The 21,025-nt window shown below is 64.8% G+C and carries 15 protein-coding genes; 7 read left to right on the top strand and 8 right to left on the bottom strand.

What is annotated here, in order from left to right; translation table 11 throughout:
* Positions 1 to 61: 61 nt before the first annotated feature.
* A complete protein-coding gene (locus J2X44_RS02660) occupies positions 62 to 652 on the bottom strand; it encodes a TetR family transcriptional regulator C-terminal domain-containing protein (protein ID WP_310087724.1) in 591 nt (196 codons plus the stop codon).
* A 33-nt stretch (positions 653 to 685) separates the two neighbouring features.
* On the opposite strand from J2X44_RS02660, the gene J2X44_RS02655 reads away from it, so the two are divergent.
* Both J2X44_RS02655 and J2X44_RS02650 read left to right on the top strand, forming a co-directional pair.
* Positions 686 to 1,867 (top strand): aromatic ring-hydroxylating dioxygenase subunit alpha, encoded by a 1,182-nt coding sequence (locus tag J2X44_RS02655; RefSeq protein WP_310087723.1) that lies wholly within the window; start codon positions 686 to 688, stop codon positions 1,865 to 1,867.
* On the top strand, positions 1,864 to 3,468 hold the full coding sequence (locus J2X44_RS02650) for an NAD(P)/FAD-dependent oxidoreductase (RefSeq protein WP_310087722.1): 1,605 nt from the start codon (positions 1,864 to 1,866) through the stop codon (positions 3,466 to 3,468). The genes J2X44_RS02655 and J2X44_RS02650 overlap by 4 nt, the downstream gene beginning before the upstream one ends.
* Here J2X44_RS02650 and J2X44_RS02645 read toward each other — a convergent pair.
* The 6 genes from J2X44_RS02645 to J2X44_RS02620 all read right to left on the bottom strand — a co-directional run bounded on the left by J2X44_RS02645 (position 3,430) and on the right by J2X44_RS02620 (position 15,184).
* Positions 3,430 to 4,776 (bottom strand): amino acid permease, encoded by a 1,347-nt coding sequence (locus J2X44_RS02645; RefSeq protein ID WP_310087721.1) that lies wholly within the window; start codon positions 4,774 to 4,776, stop codon positions 3,430 to 3,432. The two genes, J2X44_RS02650 and J2X44_RS02645, sit on opposite strands and share 39 nt — an antisense overlap.
* A 4-nt stretch (positions 4,777 to 4,780) precedes the next feature.
* Positions 4,781 to 7,234 (bottom strand): TonB-dependent receptor, encoded by a 2,454-nt coding sequence (locus tag J2X44_RS02640; protein WP_310087720.1) that lies wholly within the window; start codon positions 7,232 to 7,234, stop codon positions 4,781 to 4,783.
* A 141-nt stretch (positions 7,235 to 7,375) separates the two neighbouring features.
* Complete coding sequence (locus J2X44_RS02635) at positions 7,376 to 9,190, bottom strand: sulfotransferase (RefSeq protein ID WP_310087719.1); 1,815 nt, start codon at positions 9,188 to 9,190, stop codon at positions 7,376 to 7,378.
* An 11-nt stretch (positions 9,191 to 9,201) separates the two neighbouring features.
* On the bottom strand, positions 9,202 to 10,812 hold the full coding sequence (locus J2X44_RS02630) for a thioredoxin domain-containing protein (protein ID WP_310087717.1): 1,611 nt from the start codon (positions 10,810 to 10,812) through the stop codon (positions 9,202 to 9,204).
* A 55-nt stretch (positions 10,813 to 10,867) separates the two neighbouring features.
* Positions 10,868 to 12,271 carry a M48 family metalloprotease gene (locus tag J2X44_RS02625; RefSeq protein WP_405053388.1) on the bottom strand — a complete coding sequence of 468 codons (1,404 nt, stop codon included), beginning with the start codon at positions 12,269 to 12,271 and terminating at the stop codon, positions 10,868 to 10,870.
* Between the two features lie 216 nt (positions 12,272 to 12,487).
* Entirely contained in the window at positions 12,488 to 15,184 is a 2,697-nt protein-coding gene (locus J2X44_RS02620) for a ribonuclease E/G (RefSeq protein WP_310087716.1), read from the bottom strand.
* 658 nt (positions 15,185 to 15,842) lie between these two features.
* Here J2X44_RS02620 and J2X44_RS02615 point away from each other — a divergent pair.
* Positions 15,843 to 17,051, top strand: coding sequence for an N-acetylmuramoyl-L-alanine amidase (locus J2X44_RS02615; RefSeq protein ID WP_310087715.1), 1,209 nt, complete (start codon positions 15,843 to 15,845; stop codon positions 17,049 to 17,051).
* Between the two features lie 201 nt (positions 17,052 to 17,252).
* On the opposite strand, the gene mutM is transcribed toward J2X44_RS02615, so the two are convergent.
* A complete protein-coding gene (mutM, locus tag J2X44_RS02610) occupies positions 17,253 to 18,065 on the bottom strand; it encodes a bifunctional DNA-formamidopyrimidine glycosylase/DNA-(apurinic or apyrimidinic site) lyase (RefSeq protein ID WP_310088313.1) in 813 nt (270 codons plus the stop codon).
* Between the two features lie 93 nt (positions 18,066 to 18,158).
* On the opposite strand from mutM, the gene J2X44_RS02605 reads away from it, so the two are divergent.
* The 4 genes from J2X44_RS02605 to J2X44_RS02590 are packed head-to-tail and all read left to right on the top strand — an operon-like array spanning position 18,159 to position 21,023.
* Positions 18,159 to 18,896, top strand: a complete 738-nt coding sequence (locus J2X44_RS02605) for a class I SAM-dependent methyltransferase (RefSeq protein WP_310087714.1) — start codon at positions 18,159 to 18,161, stop codon at positions 18,894 to 18,896.
* On the top strand, positions 18,893 to 20,437 hold the full coding sequence (gene ubiB / locus J2X44_RS02600; RefSeq protein ID WP_310087713.1) for a 2-polyprenylphenol 6-hydroxylase: 1,545 nt from the start codon (positions 18,893 to 18,895) through the stop codon (positions 20,435 to 20,437). The genes J2X44_RS02605 and ubiB overlap by 4 nt, the downstream gene beginning before the upstream one ends.
* A gap of 44 nt (positions 20,438 to 20,481) precedes the next feature.
* A complete protein-coding gene (locus J2X44_RS02595; protein WP_310087712.1) occupies positions 20,482 to 20,727 on the top strand; it encodes a type II toxin-antitoxin system CcdA family antitoxin in 246 nt (81 codons plus the stop codon).
* A complete protein-coding gene (locus tag J2X44_RS02590; RefSeq protein ID WP_310087711.1) occupies positions 20,727 to 21,023 on the top strand; it encodes a CcdB family protein in 297 nt (98 codons plus the stop codon). Before J2X44_RS02595 ends, J2X44_RS02590 begins: the two co-directional genes overlap by 1 nt.
* The last annotated feature ends 2 nt before the right edge of the window (positions 21,024 to 21,025 follow it).

The following is a 21,025-nucleotide window of genomic DNA, read 5'->3' as shown; positions in this document are numbered from 1 at the left end:
GGGTTCTCACGACGGTTTGGTTTAACGTGGCCAGCGGCCCCCGCCTGCGCGGGGGCGACGTTTATGCCAGCGCGGCCACCGCGCGCTCGACCATCTGAACCGCCGCCTCGGCGCCAAAGCTGCCCGCGTCGAGCGACAGTTCGAGCCACAGCCCGTCGACCATCGCGGTCAGCATGATTGCCAGCCGTTCGGCATCGCGGGCGCCGCACGCGGTGAGTAGCTCGCCCAGCCGCGCGCGGTATCCGGCGTAACTTTGGGCGTGAATTTTCGCCATCCGCGCGTCGCTGCGCGCCAGCGCCCAGAACGCCGTCCACGCCCCCAGCAGTTCGGGAGCGGTCACCGGCGGGCGAAAACTGGCGGTGAGATAGGCGGTCAACCGCGTGCGCGGATCGGGCCCGACACCTTCGACGGCAGCCGCAAAAATCGCGTCCATCCGGTCGCTCGTCGCCTGATATGTGGCCGCGATCAGATCGTCGATACCGCCGAAATAATGGCGCAGCAGCCCCGGCGACACCCCCGCCCGGGCGCAGATCGCGCGAACGTTCGTTCCCGCGAGGCCAACTTCCGCCAGACACGCCGCGGTCGCCTCGACCAGATCGCCGCGGCGGGCATCGGCGCTTTCGCGCGTAAAGGCTTGGCGAGCGGGCTGCATATTGTTATACGTTTGTATAACAAGGATCGACTCATGGCAACGGCATCCCTCCGCACATCGCATATCGACCCGCTCGACGGCTGGTCATTACCCGCTTGGACGTACAGCGACCCCGATTTTTACGCGGCAGAAATGGCGCGGATTTTCCGGCCGAGCTGGCAGGTCGTCTGCCACGACAGCGACATCCCGGGCGCGGGCGATTGGCACAGCATAGATTATTGCGGCGAAAGCGTCATCGTCGTGCGCGGCAGCGACCGCATCGTGCGCGCCTTCACCAACGTTTGCCGCCACCGCGGCTCGCGGCTGGTCGATGGCGCTACGGGCTGCGCCAAAAAGCTCGTCTGTCCCTATCACGCGTGGACCTATGACCTCGCCGGCCGCCTGACCGGCGTCCCCGATTCGGCGAGCTACCCGACGCTCGACAAGGGCAGGGCGTCGCTCGTGCCGGTCGATCTCGAGCAATGGCGCGGCTTCTGGTTCGTCCGCCTTACCGACGACGGCGGCCCCGCGGTGGCCGAAATGATGGCGCCCTATGAGGAACAGGTAGCGCCGTACCGGTTCGAAGACCTTGCCGCGCTCGGCCGCGTCACGCTCCGCCCGCGTGAGGTGAACTGGAAAAATGTCGGCGACAATTATTCCGACGGCCTTCACATCCCCGTCGCCCACCCTGGCCTCACCCGCCTGTTCGGCAAAAGCTATGGGGTCGAGGCGACGGATCACGTCGACCGCATGTGGGGCGATCTGATCGACCGCCCGTCGGTCAATTGGTCTGAACGCATGTATCAGCGGCTGCTGCCGCCGGTGCCGCACCTGCCCGAAGCCCGCCAGCGCCACTGGCTCTATTTCAAGCTGTGGCCGAACGTCGCCTTCGACATCTATCCCGATCAGGTCGATTTCATGCAGTGGCTGCCGACCGGCCCGACCAGCTGCCTGATCCGTGAAATTTCCTATGTCCTCCCCGACGCCTATACGGGAGAGTGGCGCCGCGAGATGCGCGCCGCGCGATACCTTAACTGGCGCATCAACCGCCAGGTCAACGCCGAGGACACGCTGCTCATCACCCGCGTCCAGCAGGGGATGGCGTCGCAGAGTTTCACCATGGGTCCGCTCAGCGACAAGGAAGTGTGCCTCAAGCATTTCTGCGCGCGAATGCGCGACCTGATCCCCGAATCCCGCCTCGAACGAGCCCCGCGTGCGGGATGGAGCAAAGCATGACCAAGCAATATGACGCCCTGATCATCGGCGCCGGCCACAACGGGCTTGTCTGCGCCTTTTACCTTGCAAGAGCGGGGCTGAAGGTGCGGATTGTCGAGGCGCGCGATGTCGTCGGCGGCGCCGCGGTGACCGAGGAGTTCGTACCGGGCTTCCGCAATTCGGTCGCCAGCTATACGGTCAGCCTGCTCCAGCCCAAGGTGATCGCCGACATGAAGCTCGCCGATCACGGCTATCGCGTCATCGAACGGCCGATCAGCAATTTCCTGCCGCAGCAGGATGGCGGTTATCTGAAACTTGGCGGCGGCCTCGAACGCACCCAGAAGGAATTTGCGCGCTTCTCCGCCCACGACGCCGCGCGGCTGCCCGAATATTATGACATGCTCGAGGGCGTCGCTGATGTGCTACGCGACCTGGCGCTGAAATCGCCGCCTAATGTCGGCGATGGCTTCAAGACGCTGATTGATGCGGCGCGGCAGGGGCGCGGGCTCGCGAAGCTCAGCCTGTCGCAGCAGCGCGACGTGCTCGAACTCTTCACCAAATCGGCGCGCACCTTCCTCGACAGCTGGTTCGAGAGTGAGGCGGTCAAGGCGGCGTTCGGCTTCGACGCCGTGGTCGGCAATTATGCCAGCCCCGACACCCCCGGCAGCGCCTATGTCCTCCTCCACCATGTCTTTGGCGAAGTGAATGGCAAAAAGGGCGCATGGGGTCACAGCGTCGGCGGCATGGGCGCGATCACCCAGATGATGGCAAAGGTCTGCACCCAGCTAGGGGTCGAGATCAGCCTGGAAGCGCCCGTGTCGCGGGTGTTGGTCGATGGTGGCAAGGCGGTCGGGGTCAAGCTGGTCGGCGGCGAAGAAATTGCCGCGGCGCGCGTGATCGCCAACGTCGGGCCGAAGCTGCTTTACGAACGGATGTTCGGCGAAGGCGACATCGCACCCGAGTTCCGCCGCCGGATCAAGGCGTTCAAGGTGGGCAGCGGGACGTTCCGGATGAACGTCGCACTCAGCGAGCTACCGCGCTTTACCTGCCTGCCCGAACCCGGCGAACATCATCAGTCGGGCATCATCCTCGCGCCGACGCTCGATTATATGGACCGGGCGTTCCTCGACGCGAAGCAATATGGCTGGTCAAAGGCGCCGATCGTCGAAATGCTCATCCCCTCGACGGTCGACGACAGCCTGGCGCCGCCGGGCCAGCATGTGGCGAGCCTGTTCTGCCAGCAATTCGCCCCCGAGCTGCCCGACGGCCGGGACTGGGATGCCGAGGAAGGCGCCGCCGCTGACTGCATCATCGACGTCATCGAAGCCCACGCTCCCGGCTTCCGCGCCTCGATCGTCGGTCGCCAGATTCTCAGCCCCAAGGGGCTCGAACGCAAATTCGGCCTCGTCGGCGGCGACATCATGCACGGCAATATGAGCCTCGACCAGCTGTGGTCAGCGCGCCCGGTGCTGGGCAATGGTGCCTATCGTGGACCACTGAAGGGGCTCTATATGTGTGGGGCGGGGACCCATCCCGGCGGGGGCGTCACGGGGGCGCCGGGGCATAATGCGGCGCAGGTGATCCTACGCGATCGGGGCGTCTTCGCGCCGCGCTGGCGCTGAACGGCGCGCGAGCAGGAACAGCGGCAGGCCCGCCACCGTCATCGCCAGACTGTACAGGGTCGGCTCCAGTCCGGCGCCGTAAAAGGCCCAGCAGACATAGACGATGCCGGTGACAGTCAACACGAGCAGGCCCGGCGATCGGGGAAGGCGGCCGCCGCGTTCGAACTTTATCGCCGCCAGCGCCCCGACGAGGTAGAAGATGATCGTCGTCGATGTCGTGACCAGCATCATGAAATTGAACAGTCCGGCCAGCCCCCGGTCGTAATTCGCATAGACGATCAGCGTGGCCAGCACCGCCGACAGCAACAGGCTCCAGGTCGGTGCGCCGTTTCGATTCTCGGCTCCGAACAGCGGCGCCAGCAGTCCACGGCGCGCCAGATCGCGCGGCAGCTCCCCGGCGAGCAGGACGAAACCATTGAGCGCGCCGAGCGCCGCAATCGCGGCGAGCACGGCTGCGACGGCGCCGGCTTCGGGGCCGATGAAGTGGCTGAAAAAGGTTGGGAAGGGCGCAATGGAATTGGTCACGGTTGCGATGGGCAGCAACATCGTCACCGCGGTGCAGGCGATCAGATAGAGCAGGCCCGTCGCGACCATGCCGATGATCGTCGCGCGCGGCACGTTCCGTTCGGGATCGGCGATCCGGTCGCCGGCGGCCAGCGCACTTTCGAAACCCAGAAGCGCGAAGAGCGTGAAGGTCGCCGCCTGGCCAATGCCGCCCAAGCTCACCGGCGCGCTGTCCGCCATCGACGGCAGCGGCGTATCGCCGACGGCGAACCACCAAATCGCGATGGCGATGGCGCCGAACAGCAACAGCAGTTTCAGGCCCAAAGTGACAACCTGCACCCCGCCCGCCTTGCGAACACCAAGCAGATTGACGAAGGTGAAGACCCAGAGAAAGCCGATTGCGAGCAGCGCCGCCGCAGGGCCCTTTCCATTCAGTGCCGGATAGAGGATGGCCAAATTCCGCACCGCCGCTACCGCGAGCACCGCGTTGGTCACCCAACAGCTGATCCAAAAACTCCAGGCGACGATGAAACCCGTCGCTGGGCCAAAGGCTTCGGCGGCATAGGTATAGGCGCCGCAGCCACCGGGAAGAAAGCGGGACAGGCGGGCGAACACAAGTGCCAGGCAGATCGTCCCGATGATCGTCGCGATCCAGCCAAGGGCGGCGTTCCAGCCGAGCGGCGCCAGATCGGCCGGCAGCAAGAACACGCCCGATCCGATCATGTTGCCCATGACCAGAGCGATGCACATCGAAAGGCCGAGCTTTTGGCCCGGCCTTTCGTGGTTGGTCATGGTGCCGGTCACCCGATCAGAAGTCCTTGCTGACCTTGATCCCGATCAATCGCGGCCGGATGACCGTGTCGTAGAACACGCCGCCGGTGCTGCTCACTCCGTCTGGATCGCCGCAGACCGTTTCCACGCACTGGACACCCGAATTGACCACACCGTTGCTGTCGAACAAATTGGTCGCGAACACCTCGGCGCGCCAGCTATCGGCGGTGATGCCAAAGCTGACATCGACCGTCGAGTAAGAAGAAAAATCGCCCTTGATTTCATTCTGCGCGGTTCGCAAATCGCTCCTGCGTTTTCCGACGTGATTGGCGGCAAGCTGGAAATGCCCTTCATTGCCCATCAACGGAAACTCATATCGCGCGACGATATTGCCCTTGAATTTGGGCGTTACGGGCAGCGTCGTCCCGGCGGGAGCGAGAAGCTCGTTGGCGTCCGGCAACAGGTCATTGTCGCGCTTGCTATCGGGCAGTGGCAACGAACAGTCGAACTCGGCACTCGCAACACGGCAAAAATCCCGGCGAATTTCTGCATCATTGTAACTAAAGCCCGCGTTCAGAGAAAAACCGCCCGCCCGATAGCCCAAGTCCATTTCGACGCCGCGAATGCGGGCGATGCCGGCATTGCGAATTTCGGTCAGGCCGTTTGCGCCCAAAAAGGACAACTGAATGCCGTTCCAATCTTCCTGATAAACGGCGCCGTTCCAACGAAATGGACCAAAGCTGGTCTTCCAGCCAAACTCATAATTGTCGAGCTCATCGGAGGCATAAGGCGGCAAGGTGCCGCGACGATTAATCCCCCCGGGGCGAAATCCACGCGACCATGTTGCGTAAATGAGCGCGTCGTCGGTAAATTTATAGGTGGCGTTCAGTTTGTGGATAAACCCGGTGTCGGACGTCGACTTGTCCACATTTGTACATGGCGAACCAGCGATGATGGCAGGCGCACCGTTGCAGCCGGCTTCCCCCGTTCCGTCGACGGCAAAATCACCCAGAACGGGATCGAACTTGTCCCCCGAATAGCCCGCGGCAAAGCCGAAAAAACCGACCAGCGAATTGTCATATTTGTACAGACGCCCGCCGCCCGTCAGCGTCAGCTTGTCGGTGACGTCGACGTTGATTTCGCCAAAGGCGGCATAGTCGCGGTCAATGCGCAACTGCTTGGTCAGCCAGATGTTGCTGTCGGTCCCGGTGACAGTGATCGCGTCGCCGATGCCGTCGATGATGTAATTTTGTTCGATATTGTGCGACTGGCGCTGCCAGAACAGCCCGCCGATGAAGCGGATGCGGGCATCGGCTGGCGAAGCAACACGGATTTCGCCAAAACTGCGCTTATAGCGGTCGATACCCTGAATATATTGATTGGGATTGACGGGGTCGCCGTTGTTGTCGGTAAAATAGGCGCCATAGCCATAGAGCGCGTCATAGAAATAGGCGTAGTCAGAATAATCGCTTTCCGTCGTCGTTTTGCGGCGCAGATGTCCCCCGGTGGCGGTCAAATCCCAGCTGCCGATCTTGCCCTCGATCGTCAGTGCCGCCTGGATCCAACGATCCTTTGCGCCTTCGGGATTATATTGCACCGTCTGGAGATCGCCGTTGACCGACGTAGAGCGTTCCTGGGCGAAGCTGCCATTCGATTTCTGCACCTGCCCGGTGACCAGCGGGCGGATCGTCCAGTCGTCGTCCAGTTCGATGCCCAGCGCCAGGCGGGCGCCATAGGTGTCGACGCCGTTATAATCCTTTTCGACCAGATCAGCGTTGCTCTGGGTAATTTGCGACGAGGCGTAGGTGCGGCTGCCCGCGATATTGTCGATATAGCCCGCGTCGCGGCGATACCAGCCGACGAGGCGCAGCGCCGCGCGATCGCCCAGCGGCGCGTTGACAAAACCCTCCGCAATGCCGCCGATGCCGCCATGCGCTACGCTGTTCAGCTGGAAAGAAGCCTCGCCATAAGTGCCGCTGGTATCGGGTTTGTTGGTGACGAGTTTCAATGTGCCCGCCATCGAGCTGGCGCCATAAAGTGTGCCCTGCGGTCCGGCGAGCGCTTCGACACGCGCCAGATCATAGGTGTGGATGTCGAGCGCGCCTTGGATCGTCGTGACGGGCATTTCGTCCAGATAGGTGCCCACGGTCGGCAATGACGCCGAATGATTGGCATTTTCGCCCGATGACACGCCGCGGAAATAGACCTGGGCAAAGCCGGGCGCGGCCGACTGGATCGTCACCGACGGCAGAAACTTCACGACGTCCGAAAACTCGTTGACTTGCAGCTGGTCGAGCCGCTCGGTGCCGATCGCGGTTATCGCCAGCGGCACGTCCTGCAAATTTTGTTCGCGCTTCGACGCGGTGACGACGATGTCGCGATCGTCGTCGATCGCGGCCTCTTGCGCCAGCGCCGCGCCCGATGTGCACAGGATGGTCCCACCGAGCAGCAGCGCGCTGTTCCGCATCAGACCGGCTGGAAACTTGACCATGAGACCCCCCTCAAATGACAGCTGTATGACGCGAGCATGACGCAGTGCAGCACAAGCGCAAGCCTTGTTCGCAGAGCGCCGGGGTCGTTAGTCGAAAATGTCGTCTGCTGTTGCCAAAAGGCAACGAATTTGCTCGCGCGCTCAGTCGAAGCGTCGCGGGGCTTGGGGATAGGCGTCGAGCACGGACCCGAGCGCGGTTTTGAGCGGGTCAAGCCAGGCGTCATATGGCCGCCACTGATCGACCCCGTCGCGGTTGATCGGGCGGCGCACCTGTTCGCTCGACGCGGTGCGTACGGCGCGGACATTGGCGTGAAATGCCATGCAGGCGTCCTCGAAAGGCAGTCCGAGATAGGCCAGCACCGCGCGCACCTCGGCCTCGGGATTATCCAACACCGCTTCGTGTATCACCCGGTGGACGCGCCCCGGCTGTACGGCGTCGATATGCGCCATCAACCGCACATAATCACGGTAATAGGCGCCCATGTCAGCCAGATCGTAACTGAACGCCTGCCCTTTGGCATAATGTTGACGGAAGTTGGACCAGCAGCAATCGAGCGGGTGGCGCCGCGCATCGATGATCCGGGCATTGGGCAGGATCAAGCGGATCAGCGGGACGTAACGCCAGTTATTCGGCAGCTTGTCGATGTAAAGCGGCTTGTCGGTCTTGCGCTGCACCGCGGTGCGCCGCAGGAACGCCGCGCCCATCTCGGCCAGCCGTTCGGGCGGCGCTTCGGCGAGCGCGGCGATCCAGTGGCGGCCTTCGCCCTGCGTTTCGCGGCCCAGACCCAGCGCCAGCGCCGGAATGTCGGGCAGCTCCATCGTCCCCTCGATCGCCGAATGACTGGCCAATATCTGTTCGACCAAGGTCGATCCGGCGCGCGGCATGCCCAGGATGAAGATTGGATCGGGCGCCGGTTCGCCCGCGCCCGCCCGTTCGGCGAAAAAATCGGTGGTGCAGGTGGCGATGGCCGCATCGACGATCGCGCTGGTGTCGGCGGCGTCATAGCCCAGCTGCGCGCCGCGGATGGCGTTACCCGCGGCATAGTGGCGGAAAGCCGGTTCAGCGTCCCCGGCGTCGTCATAGGCCTTACCGAGTGCGAAATGCAGGTGCAGCCGGTCGTCGGCTCGCGCTTCGTCCGCAGGATCGGCGGCGACCAGCGCGGCTTCCATCGCGGCCCGGTCGCTCGCGTCAAAGCGGATCGTCTTGAGGTTGGCGAGGCTCCACCAGAGTTCGCCGAGCCCGGGGTCGACCCCGAGCGCATGGCGATAGGCGGCGATGCTCTCGTCCTGCCGCCCGACGGTTTTCAGCATATGGCCATAGCTCATCCACAGCTTGGCGTGATCGGGAAAGCGCCGGGTCAGCTGTTCGTAGAGCCCGATCGCCTCGTCATAACCGCCGATGCGGCCAAGCGCCGCGGCCTTCAGATTGGCGTGCGCCGGATTGTCGGGGTCGTCGCCCAGCACCGCGTCGAGCGTTTCGGCGGCCTCGGCATAGCGGTTCTGCTTGTAATAGACGGTGGCGAGGTTGGCGCGCGCGGCGCCGAAACCGGGTGCGAGTTCAAGCGCGCGGGTGAGCAGTTTTTCGGCGTCGCCATAGCGGCCGATGCGCCCTGCGACCTCGGCCAGCATCCGGATCGCGGCGACATCGGTGGCGTCCTCGCGCAGCCGCTGGCGCAGCGCGGCCTCGGCATCGGGGAGGCGGTTCTCGGCGAGCGCGAGCGCGGCATCGACCATCGCTTCGTCGTGGATCGTCGCGCCGACGGCAGCCAGCGACGCGCCTTGCGCTTCTTGCTCGCGGTTCAATGCGCGCAGCGCGTGCGCGGCGAGCCGGTGCGCGGCGGCCGACGTCGGCACCGCTTCGATGATCGCCTCCGCCTGCGCCAGCGCGCTGGCGGGTTCGGCGGCCAGCAGACGACGAGCATTGGCGAGCGCAGCATCATGGGTGACGGTCGCCATGCTGGTCTCCGTCAGCTTTTCGCCGTACGGGCCTTGGCGACGGCCTGCTTCAACGCATCATAGCCGATCTGTCCCTGAAACAGCTGGTCGCCGACGATCCAGGTCGGGGTGGCGTTGAGCTGGAGCTGGGTCGCGATCGCCAGATTGCTGTCGAGTTCGCGCTGGAACAGCGCCTCGTTCGCGGTCGCGTCGGCGGTGCCGTCGGTGACGACGCCGACCTTGGCGGCGGCGGCGGCGATCGCTGCCTTGTCGAGCGAGCTGGCGGCGAACATTGCGTGGTGGAACGCGTCATATTTGCCCTGCCGCGCCGCGGCGAGCGCCATCAGCGCCGCATCGCGGCTTTGCGGGGCAATGATCGGCAGTTCGCGGAACACGACTTTCAGACGCCGGTCCTCGCGGATCAGCCGATCGACATCGGGGACGCTGGCGCGGCAGAAACCGCAGGCGTAGTCGGTGAACACCACCAAAGTCACATCGCCGTCGGCATTGCCCGCCCATGCCCCGGCATAAGGTTTTTCGAGCGCCGGGCGGATCGCATCGATCGCTTTCGCAATCTCGCCATTGCGCTGCGCTTCGAGCGCCGCGGGAATGATCTGCGGGTTGGCCTTGATATAGTCGGCGACGATCGTCTCGACCTCGCTCTTGCTCATCCCGCCGCCCATGCGGCCGCCGAGCCAGAATGCGACAGCGAGCAGCAAGAGCCCGCCCAGCGCCATGCCCCAGATCCGTGTCGATCCGCCGTCCATTCCCATCCCCCCGATTTGCGGCAAGCGCGGCGCGGCCATCGGCTTGGCAGCCACCGGTTTTTTGGCGGGCGGCGCGACCAACGGCGACCGGTCGTCGCCTTCCGCCATGGGTGTGGCGATCGCCGCCGGGGCTGTCGTCCGTCCGGCATCGCTTGCAAATAGCGGCAGATCGGGCGCCGACGGGTCTTTGGCGCGCGCCGCAGCCTCCTCGCGCGCGAGCAATTGTTCGAGGCCGGAGGGCGGCGGCGCAAGCTCTTCGCGCGGGCTGGGGCGCAATTTCGTTGCGGCTTCGCCGATGCTGCCGCGCAGGCTTTCGCTTCCGGCCTTGGCAATCTGCCCCACGCCTGCCTTGGTCCGGTCGGCAACCTCGCCCAGCCCGCGCCCGGCGTCGCTCGACAGTTTACGCGCCTTGTCGCCCAGCGCCAGTTTGTCCCACGCTGCGCCGCTGGCCTTGGCGGTCGCGCGCGCGGCCTGCGCCGAACCGCGCCCGATCGCGCGCGCCGCTTGCGCGGTCAGCGCGCCGGTTTTGGCAGTGAGTTCGCGGGCGAGGCGCGGGATTTCCATCGCTTCGACGCGCGCCGGAATGTCGGCCCGGTCGCCGACCCGCATCGTCCAGTCGGCAAAGGCGTCGGCGCCATCGCGCACCGAATGCCAAACCCCGGCGGCACCCGCCTTCATCTGATCCGATGTGACGACCGGTTTGCGCGGGGCTTTTTCTTCGGCGGGGTAGCGTGACAGGTCGATGCCGACCGGCGGGATGTCACGCGGCTTCGCCAATCCCTCGCTCGGCGACGCGGGCGGCAGCGGCGCTGCGTCGGGCGTCGGCGCGGGATCGCGCAGCCATGGCTGGTAATAATCGTCTTTATTGTCCGTCACGTGTTGCCCTTGTGCATCGATCTTGGCGATGCGTCCCCGCATATTGCTGGCGAAACTAGCGCCGTTTACGCTCGCGTTCCACCTCGGCGCGCGCGACCAGTGCAATATCCTGTGCACGGATCCAGTCGGGCGTGTCCTGCGACAGCCCCTGCATCGCCATTTCGGCATTTCGCAGCGCCAGCGCCGCCTGTCCACCCTGTAGCGTGTAACGTTCCGCCGAAGCGAGCGCGGCGCGCGCCTGATCGCCCTTGTTCGCATAAACGATGCCGAGCTGATACCAGGCGAACGGGTTCTGATTGTCGAGCGCGACTGCGGTTTTCAGCACCTCTTCGGCCTCGGCGAAATTGGCCGGATCTTCGGTTGCGATCAAGGCATGGCCCAGCGTCGCGCTGATCAATGGCTGCGAACGTGAAATGGTCACCGCCCTGCGCAGCGCCGGGATCGCTTCTTTAGGGCGCCCCGATTCGAGCAGCACCTGGCCTTCGAGCTCGAGGAAATAGGGGTCGTTCGGATCGGTCTTGAGCAGCGCATCGACTTCCGACAGCGCTTTTTGCGGATAGGCGCTGCGGTGCCAGGCATAGGCGCGGGCATAGCGCGCCGGAATGCTGGTGTTGGTTTCGGGGAATTTGCGCAGCGTCCGGTCGGGGTCGGTCATGAAGCCCGACAGCTTGGCCTTGATGCGCTGAAAGCGTTTTTCGATGGCGGGGTCGGAAGGCTTCGCCCACGCCGGATCGATGACATAGACCTCGCGCAGCGTCTGGATGCGATCGCCCGACATCGGATGGGTGCGGCCATAGGCCTGATCGTCGTCCTGCTTGACCGCGTAGCGGAATTCCAGATTCTGCAACTTCTTGAAAAAGGCCAGGCTGCCGCGGCCGCTGATCCCGGCTTTCGACAGATATTGCGCGCCCGCGGCGTCGGCGGTCGATTCCTGGACGCGGCTGAACGCCAGATATTTGCCCAGCGCCGCCTGCTGCCCCGCCATCATGATCCCCATGCCGGCTTCGCCGCCGCCCGCGGCGATCGCCGCGGCGCCGAGCAGCAGGCTGAGCAGCGAGATGCCGGTCGCGGTCTTGGCGCCTTCGTTGACGCGGATCGCATGGCCGCCGATGACGTGGCCCAGCTCGTGCGCCAGCACCCCTTGCACCTCTTCGGCGGTGTCCGCTGCCTCGATCAGCCCGGCAAAGACATAGACGTCCTGGCTGCCCGCGACGAACGCGTTGATGCTGGGGTCGCCGAGAAGATGGACACGCACCTGTCCGGGTTGCAGCCCCGCGGCGACGAGCAGCGGGTCCATCATGTCCTGAAACAGCGCCTCGGTTTCGGCATCGCGCAGGATCGATTGCGCCATCGCCGGGCGCATCGCGACGGCGAATATCGCGAGCAAAGTCAGCAGGATGCGACACAGCGCGCGCCAAGCGCTCGACCGACTGGCGATTTGCGATGGGGAAGCGATCATCGCCGCCTGTGTTGCGCCGCGCGCCTGAACCTCGAGTGAAGCCATAGGGGCTTTGTGGGGTCCAGTGCGCGTGGAGGCAAGGCGAGACTTATAGGAAAGTCGTCATTGCGAGGAGGCCCGGGCTTGATCCGGGGCGACGCGGCAATCCAGGGCGGCACACGCCAGCCCTGGATTGCTTCGCTTCGCTCGCAATGACGCGGCAGAAAAACATATCGTTCAACCGAACGTGCGCTGCCACCAGCCGCGACGCGGTTCGCCGTCGGGACCGACGCCGTCCGCGTCACCATCCGCAGCAACGGGTTCGGCGTCGCGCGTCGTTGCCGCTTCAGGGGCGGCTTCGGCGGCGACCGCCTTTTTCGCCCGGCTGGCGCGCTTTTTCGGCGCGGGCTTGACGGGTTCGGCTTCTGCTTCGACTTCAACAACGGGCGCTTCCGCAGCTGCTTCGGGCGCTACTTCGACCGCTGCGGCTTCGGCTTCCGCTTCCGCTTCCGCTTCCGCTTCCGCCGCGGCTGCCGCTTTGGTCTTGCGCGGCGCGCGTTTACGCTTCGGCTTTTCCTCGGCAGCAGGCGCCGCTTCGGCAACCGCTTCGATGGCTTCGGCTTCTACCGGCTCAGCAGCTTCGGCATCGACTTCGGCGGCGTCACCATCGACGGCGTCAACCGCGTCGACCTTGGCCTTGCGGCCGCGACCGCCACGGCGACGACGCGGCTTGGCACCAGCTTCGCCGGTTTCGGCGTCGCTCTCGCTCTCGCCCGCGGTTTCGGCCGGTGCGGCATCGTTGTCGTCGGTTGCTTCGCTCTCGGCTTCGGCATCGCTGCCGCCTTCTGCGATTTCGTTGCCGTCTTCGTCGCGGCGACCGCGGCGACCGCGGCGGCGGCGGCGGCGCTTGCGTCCCTCACCATCGCCCCGCGCATCGCCATCCTCGCGGTCGCGCGAACGGGCGGGGCGCTCTTCGGTAGCCTCTTCGGCATCCTCGTCATCCTCGTCCTCGGGGATGTCGTCGTCATCGTCCTCGATCGGCGCGATCGGGGCAAAGCTGCGGCGCTGGGTCGGCGGCGGCCCGGTGACCTCGACCGCCATGCGCGCGCCTTCGGTCTCGCCGTCGGGAAGGATTTCGACGGTGACGCCGTAAAGCTCCTCGATGTCGCGCAGTTCGCGGCGCTTTTCATTGAGCAGATAGAAGGTCGCTTCCTGGCTGGCGCGCAGGGTGATCCGGCTGCCCTTGCCGCGCGCCGCTTCTTCTTCGATCAGGCGCAACGCGCTGAGGCCCGCCGACGACGCGGTGCGGACCAGCCCGGTGCCTTCGCAATGCGGGCAGGGGCGGGTCGAGGCTTCGAGCACCCCGGTACGCAGGCGCTGGCGGCTCATTTCCATCAGGCCAAAGCCCGAAATGCGGCCAACCTGGATGCGCGCGCGATCGTTCTTCAGCGCGTCCTTCATCGCGCGTTCGACCTTGCGGACGTTCGAGCCATGATCCATGTCGATGAAATCGATCACGACCAGCCCGGCCATGTCGCGCAGACGCAGCTGGCGGGCGATTTCGGCCGCCGCTTCCAGATTGGTGCTGACCGCGGTCTGTTCGATATTATGCTCGCGGGTCGACCGGCCCGAGTTGATGTCGATCGACACCAAGGCTTCGGTGGGGTTGATCACCAGATAACCGCCCGATTTCAGCTGGACGACAGGATTGAGCATCCCCGCGAGCTGATCCTCGACCCCATAACGCTGATAGAGCGACACCGGATCGGCATATTGCTTCACGCGCCGCGCGTGGCTGGGCATCAGCAATTTCATGAACTGCTTGGCGGCCTTATAGCCCTCGTCGCCTTCGACGAGCACTTCCTCGATGTCCTTGTGATAAATATCGCGGATCGCGCGCTTGACCAGGTCGCTGTCCGAATGGACCAGCGCCGGGGCGCTCGATTCCAGCGTCTTTTCGCGAATCTCGTCCCACAGGCGGGCGAGATAGTCGAAGTCGCGTTTGATCTCGACCTTGGTGCGCGCCATCCCGGCGGTGCGGACGATGCAGCCCATCGTCGGCGGCAGCGCCAGCTCGTCGATCATCGCCTTCAGTTTGCGGCGATCGGCGCCGTTCGAAATCTTGCGGCTGATCCCGCCGCCGTGCATCGTGTTGGGCATCAACACGCAATAGCGGCCGGCGAGCGACAGATAGGTGGTCAGCGCCGCACCCTTGTTGCCGCGTTCTTCCTTGACGACCTGGACCAGCATCACCTGGCGGCGGCGGATGACGTCCTGAATTTTGTAGCGGCGGCGCAGCGACATGCGGTTTTCGCTATCGTCTTCGTCGCGGCGGCTGCTGCGGCCGCGACCACCGCCCTTGCGACCGTTGCCGCGGCCGCGACCACGACCCTTGCGGTCGCCGCGATCGCCACGCCCTTCGCGGCCTTCTTCGGATTCCTCGCCGCCGTCTTCGCCGTCGCCATTTTCGGCGTCGCCATTGTCGTCGCGATCGTCGCGGTCTTCGCCCTCGTCACCGCCTTCGCGGTCATCGCGATCGTCGTCGCGGTGGTCGCCATTGTCGTCCTCGTCATGATATTCGACGTCGGCAACATCACCTTCCAGTGCGTCGAGGTCTTCCTCGGCGCGCTGCGCTGCGGCGGCGGCATGCTCCGCCTCTTCGCGCAGCAACGCTTCCCGGTCTTCCTTGGGAATCTGGTAATAATCGGGGTGGATTTCGCTGAACGCCAGGAACCCATGGCGATTGCCGCCATATTCGATGAACGCCGCTTGCAGCGACGGTTCGACACGGGTTACTTTGGCCAGATAGATATTGCCCTTGAGCTGCTTGTGCTCGGCGGACTCGAAATCAAACTCCTCGATGCGGTTTCCCTGGGTGACGGCGACCCGGGTTTCTTCCCGGTGCCGCGCGTCGATCAACATGCGCGTGGTCATTAGTTACACTCCAAGCGCGCCGCGGCGCGCCATCAAAAAATCCCGCGACCTTCCTTGCGAAAAAATCGCGGCGGATACGGATGATACGAAAAAAGACGTTATTGCCGCTGCGAGCCTGCGTCCGGTCCTGGACGCGCATGCGGTCTTCGCATCCGGCGACGGCAGCGGCGAAAACGCCCGCGTCGGGATGAAAAGAGGGCATGGCAAGCCTCATGCGGCATCAACCTGTTACATGGGTGAGCGGGCGGGCGGGGCGGGCGTCTGGCGTTCGCCCCGACTGTCCGGTCAACCGGGTGGACTGACGGCAGGTTGCCGATCCCCGCATATCCGGCGCCAAGGCGGCCATGTTCCGCGGATTCGCGGAGCAGGCCTTCCCCTCAAAAGGCCGGACGGCACCGGGAACGACACCGTCAGTGGCGCCGTGCTAGCATCGGCACGGGCCGACGGCAACAGCACCGCCGCAGAAAGATGAGGCGCCGCCGCGCGATGACAACCCCGCATTGGCTCAAATCATGCTGAATCGGCGGTTAACCCTGCCAGTTGACGGGGGTTTGACCGCCAATGGCTAATGGCGGGTTCACGACATTCCACGGCTGGGGGCCTTATGTTTTCGAATAAGCACTGGACCAGCGCGCGCGGGCGGCGGCATAGAAGCGCCATGAACCTGCTGCTCGTCCTGATGGCGATGATGATGGACCCGGCGGCGGCGCTGGCGGGGCCGATCGGCGCGGTCGAAATCGGCGATTCGGACATCACGCTGCGTTTCGATGATCTGGTTGGCGGCGCTTCGACCTTTCTGCTCGCCGGCCCCGACCGGATCGCGCTCGATATTGCGGGCGCGCAACCGGGACGATCGGCACAAGGTGCGGGACTGGTGCGCGCCGTGCGCCAGGGGCAAAAGGATTCGAACACCGCGCGCATCGTGCTCGACCTGGCGCAGCCCGCGGTGGTGACCGGGGCACGCTTTTCCGCCGACGGCCGCAGCCTGACCTTTCAGCTGCGTCCGGTGTCCGCCGACGAATTCGCGCGGGTGTCGCGCGGCCCGCGCACCCAATTGGCGCCGCCCGCCGGGTTTCGCGCCAAGCCCCCCGAAAAACGCTACAGCGTCAGCGTGCCGATCGGCAAGCCGAAGCCCAGCGTCGCGCTGCCGCGGATTGAGGGGCCGAACGACGGTCGCCTCCCGCTGGTCGTAATCGACGCCGGGCACGGCGGCCATGATCCGGGGGCGATCAGCCCGCACAGCGGCAAGCGCGAAAAGGACATCACGCTGGCGTTGGCGCGCGCGATCCGCGACGACCTGCTCGCCTCAGGCCGCGTCCGCGTCGCGCTGACCCGCGGCGACGACCGCTATCTGGTGCTCGAGGAACGCTTTGGCATCGCGCGGCGACTGAAAGCCGATCTGTTCATCTCGGTCCATGCCGACGCGGCTGAAAACCAGGCCGCCCACGGCGCGTCGATCTATACGCTATCGGAAGTCGCCTCCGACCGCGAAGCGGCCCGGCTGGCGGCGCGCGAAAACAAGGCGAATGTCATCAACGGCGTCGATCTGGGCGCGCACAGCGGCGATGTGTCGTCGATCCTGCTTGACCTGACCCAGCGCGAGACGATGAACGTCGCCTCCGACTTTGCGCGCCTGCTTCAACGCGAGGCGGGCGAGGCGGTCAAGTTCCGCACCAACGCGCACCGCTTCGCTTCGTTCGTGGTGCTGAAGGCGCCCGACACCCCTTCGATCCTGTTCGAAACCGGCTTTATTTCGAACAAGGACGACGCCGAATTCCTGGCGTCGACGGCGGGGCAAAAAAAGGTCGCGCGCGGGGTGCGCGACGCGGTGCAAATTCATTTCGCGCGGCAGATCGCGGCGCGCTGAGGCGCTGATCATTCGCCATCACAGGGTTCGCGATGACGTCCGTTTTGGGCGGCGGAGCAGCCAAAATTTTCTTCGTCGCCCTCCCCGACTTGATCCGGCGTCCATCACCGCCAGCATCGCCCTACCGCGAGAGGGTCGAGGGATTCCCGATCATGTCCGGGATGACGATAGACAAAAATCGGCAATCGGTGGTTAGCCGCATTACCGCTGGCATTTGGGGCAATAAAAGGTCGATCGGCCGCTCTGGACGATCCGCGCGATCCTGCCGCCGCATGCGCACTTATCACCCTCGCGGCCATAGACGCGCCAGTCCTTGGCGAAATAGCCGAGTTCGCCGTCGGGCTGCTTGTAATCGCGCAGGGTCGATCCGCCCGCGGCGATCGACGCTTCGAGCACCGCCTTGATCGCCGACACCAGCTCAGTGAGCTTTGCCCGCGATACATCGGCGGCGGCGCGGGTCGGCGCGATGCGCGCCATGTTGAGCGCCTCGCAGACATAGATATTGCCGAGTCCGGCGACGATCGTCTGGTCGAGCAGCATCGCCTTGATCGGAGCTCGCCGTCCCGCCAACACGCGGCCGAGATTGACCGCGTCGAAGGCATCGGACAAGGGTTCGGGCCCCAGCGTTACGAAAGCCGGAAAGCCGGTCAGTGGATCGCCCGCGACCAGATCGACCGACCCGAACCGCCGCGGGTCGTGGAGCATCAGCCGCTGGCCTGCCGCGGTATCGATCAGCAGATGGTCGTGCTTGCCGGGTTCGCCGGCGCCGATCCGCCAGCTGCCCGACATGCCGAGGTGAAAGATCATATGGTCGCCGCGGTCGGTCGCGATGATGCCATATTTGGCGCGCCGCGACAGGCCGGTGACAACCGAGCCGGTCAGCCGCTGCGCCAGATCGACCGGAAACGGACGGCGCAGATCGGGGCGCAGCGTCGATACGCGCACCAGCCGCTGGCCGGTGAGGTGCGGCATCAGGCCGCGGACGGTGGTTTCGACTTCGGGAAGTTCGGGCATATCGCGGATCGGGCTACGCGCCATTTGCTTGCGCTTCAACCCTTGGCTAAAGGCCGGTCAGACTTCGCTTCTCCCCGCAAAGGCGCCCAATCGATGACCACCCCCGATACCGTCAGCTTTGGCTATGAACAGGTTCCCGCGACCGAAAAGACCGCCAAGGTCGGCGAGGTGTTCAGCCGCGTCGCGCGCAAATATGATATCATGAACGATGCGATGTCGGGGGGCATGCACCGCTTGTGGAAAGACCGCTTCGTGCGCCGGGTCAAACCGCGCGCGGGCGAAGCGATCCTCGACATGGCGGGCGGCACCGGCGACATCGCCTTTCGCATGGAGCCGTCGGGCGCGAGCATCACCGTCGCCGACATCAACCCCGACATGCTGGGCGTTGGCGTGGAGCGGGCGGCGGAGCGCGGCATCGATTCGCTGGTGTGGAGCGAACAAAATGCCGAGACCTTGTCGTTCCCCGACCAGTTTTTCGACGCCTATACGATCGCCTTTGGCATCCGCAACGTCACCGACATTCCCGCCGCGCTGGCCGAAGCGCACCGCGTGCTGCGCTATGGCGGGCGCTTTTTCTGCCTGGAATTTTCGACCAACGAATGGCCCGGTTTCGCGCAGGCCTATGACGCCTATTCGCATCATCTGGTGCCCAAGCTCGGCAAGCTGATCGCGCAGGATGAGGATAGCTATCGTTACCTGATCGAATCGATCCGCCGTTTCCCGCCGATGCCCGAATTTGCGCGGATGATCGGCGCCGCGGGCTTCGCGTCGGTCAAGGTCGAACCGATAATGGGCGGGCTGGTCGCTATCCACAGCGGGTGGAAGGCTTGACCCGTCCCGTCACCCATATCCTGCGCCTGCTGAAATGGGGCCGCATTCTGGCGCGCCACGGGGCGCTGCGCGGCATCGAGACAGCGCCGCAGACCCCGCCGGGGGTCAAGCGCCTGTGCCGCATCGCGCGGTTCGGAACGGTTCAGCCGAAAATCCCCGACTATGCCGCGGCCTTCCAGGCGATCGGCCCCGCGGCCGTCAAACTGGGCCAGACCCTTGCGACCCGCCCCGACCTGGTTGGCGAAGAAGCTGCGCGCAACCTGCTGAGCTTGCAGGACGCGTTGGCACCGGTCGCGTTCGAGCGCATCCGGCAGGAAATCGAGGCGGCGTTCGAGGTGCCGCTGGAAAGCCTCTACTGCCAGTTCGATCCCGAACCCGTCGGATCGGCCTCGATCGCGCAGGTTCACCGCGCGGTGACGACCGAGGGCCGTCCCGTCGCGGTCAAGATCCGCCGCCCCGGCATCGATAAGCAGTTCGCGCGCGACATCGACACCTATGAATGGGCGGCGGCGCATCTCGAAGCGCTCGGCGGCGAAGCGACGCGGCTGCGCCCGCGCCAGGTCATCGCCAATTTCCGTCGCTGGACGCTGCGCGAGCTCGACCTGCGCCGCGAAGCCGCGTCGGCGTCCGAGCTGGCCGATGCGATGGTCGGCGTGCCGACCTATGAAGTCCCGGCGATCGACTGGGACCGTACGACCAGCAAGGTGATGACCCTCGACTGGATCGATGGTATCAAGATTTCGCGCCGCGACGACCTGATTGCCGCGGGACACGACATGGAAGCGCTGGCGGGCAATCTCGTCCACGCTTTTCTGCGTCAGGCGATCGCCGAGGGGTTTTTCCACGCCGACATGCATCAGGGCAATTTGTTCGTGAAGGCCGACGGCACGATCGCCGCGGTGGACTTTGGCATCATGGGGCGGATCAACCGGCAGGCGCGCTATTGGCTCGCCGAAATCCTCTATGGGCTGACCACCGGCAATTACCGCCGCGTCGCTGAGATTCATTTCGAGGCGCAATACGTCCCCGATTATCATAATGTCGAAGAATTTGCGACGGCGCTGCGCGCGGTCGGCGAGCCGATGCGCGGCAAACCGGTGAGCGAGCTGTCGGTTGGCCAGATGCTCGACGGCCTGTTCGCAATCACCCGCGATTTCGACATGCAAACACAGCCGCACCTGCTGCTGCTGCAAAAAACGATGGTGATGGTCGAGGGCGTCGCGACGATGCTCAATCCGAAGATCAACATGTGGGACGTGTCGGGACCGTTCGTGAAGGAATGGATCCGCGACGAACTCGGCCCCGAAGCCGCGCTTGCCGACGGGATCCGCGAACAGGGCAAGACGCTGGCGCTGATCCCCGACATCATCCGCCGCCTTGACGCGCAATTGCCAAAGAAGGGCGCCGCGCCACCCGCCCCGCCGCTGCCCGAGATCCCTCTGATGTGGGACAAGGGCGAGAAACGGCGCTGGTGGCGTTATGCGCTGACGGCGGTTGTGGGTGCGGCGGCTGGCGCAGCGGCGCTCAACTGGCTGGGTTGAATCGATCCACCTATGCGCATATCTTATGCGCAAGGAGAATGGCGATGAACCGTCCCGCTCGATTCGAAGGCCCCAAGAAGGCGACTAATGTGTCGCTGAGCGCCGACCTTGTCGATGAGGCCAAGCAGCTCGGCATCAACGTTAGCGAGGCCTGCCAGACGGGGCTTGCCGCCGAAGTCAAAAAGGCCCGCGAGGCAGCGTGGAAAGAAGAAAATCGCGCCGCCATCGAAAGCTGGAACGACTATATCCGCAAGAACGGCCTTCCGCTTGCCAAGTACCGGCAATTCTGATGGCGCAATTTGACGTGCATGAAAGTCGGCTGGGCGACGAACTGCTGCTCGATTGCCAGAGCGACCTGCTCGACCATTTTGGTACGCGGTTTGTTGTTCCCCTGTTATCGGCGCAAACCGCCAGAACGCTTCCACGGCTGCACCCTATGTTCTCGATCGACGGCGAGCAGCATATTCTTGCGACGCAACTCGCATCGGCAGTCGGCGTTGAGGAGCTAGGCCGCAAGGTCGGCTCGCTTGCCGACCAGCGCTACGACATATTGAACGCACTCGACGTGCTGCTGACGGGGGTTTGACG

Origin of the sequence: Sphingopyxis sp. BE259 (assembly GCF_031457495.1) — a bacterium.
Taxonomy (GTDB): Bacteria; Pseudomonadota; Alphaproteobacteria; order Sphingomonadales; family Sphingomonadaceae; genus Sphingopyxis.
The sequence above is the reverse complement of the archived record's forward strand: the minus strand, read 5'-3'. Positions and strand labels throughout refer to the sequence as shown.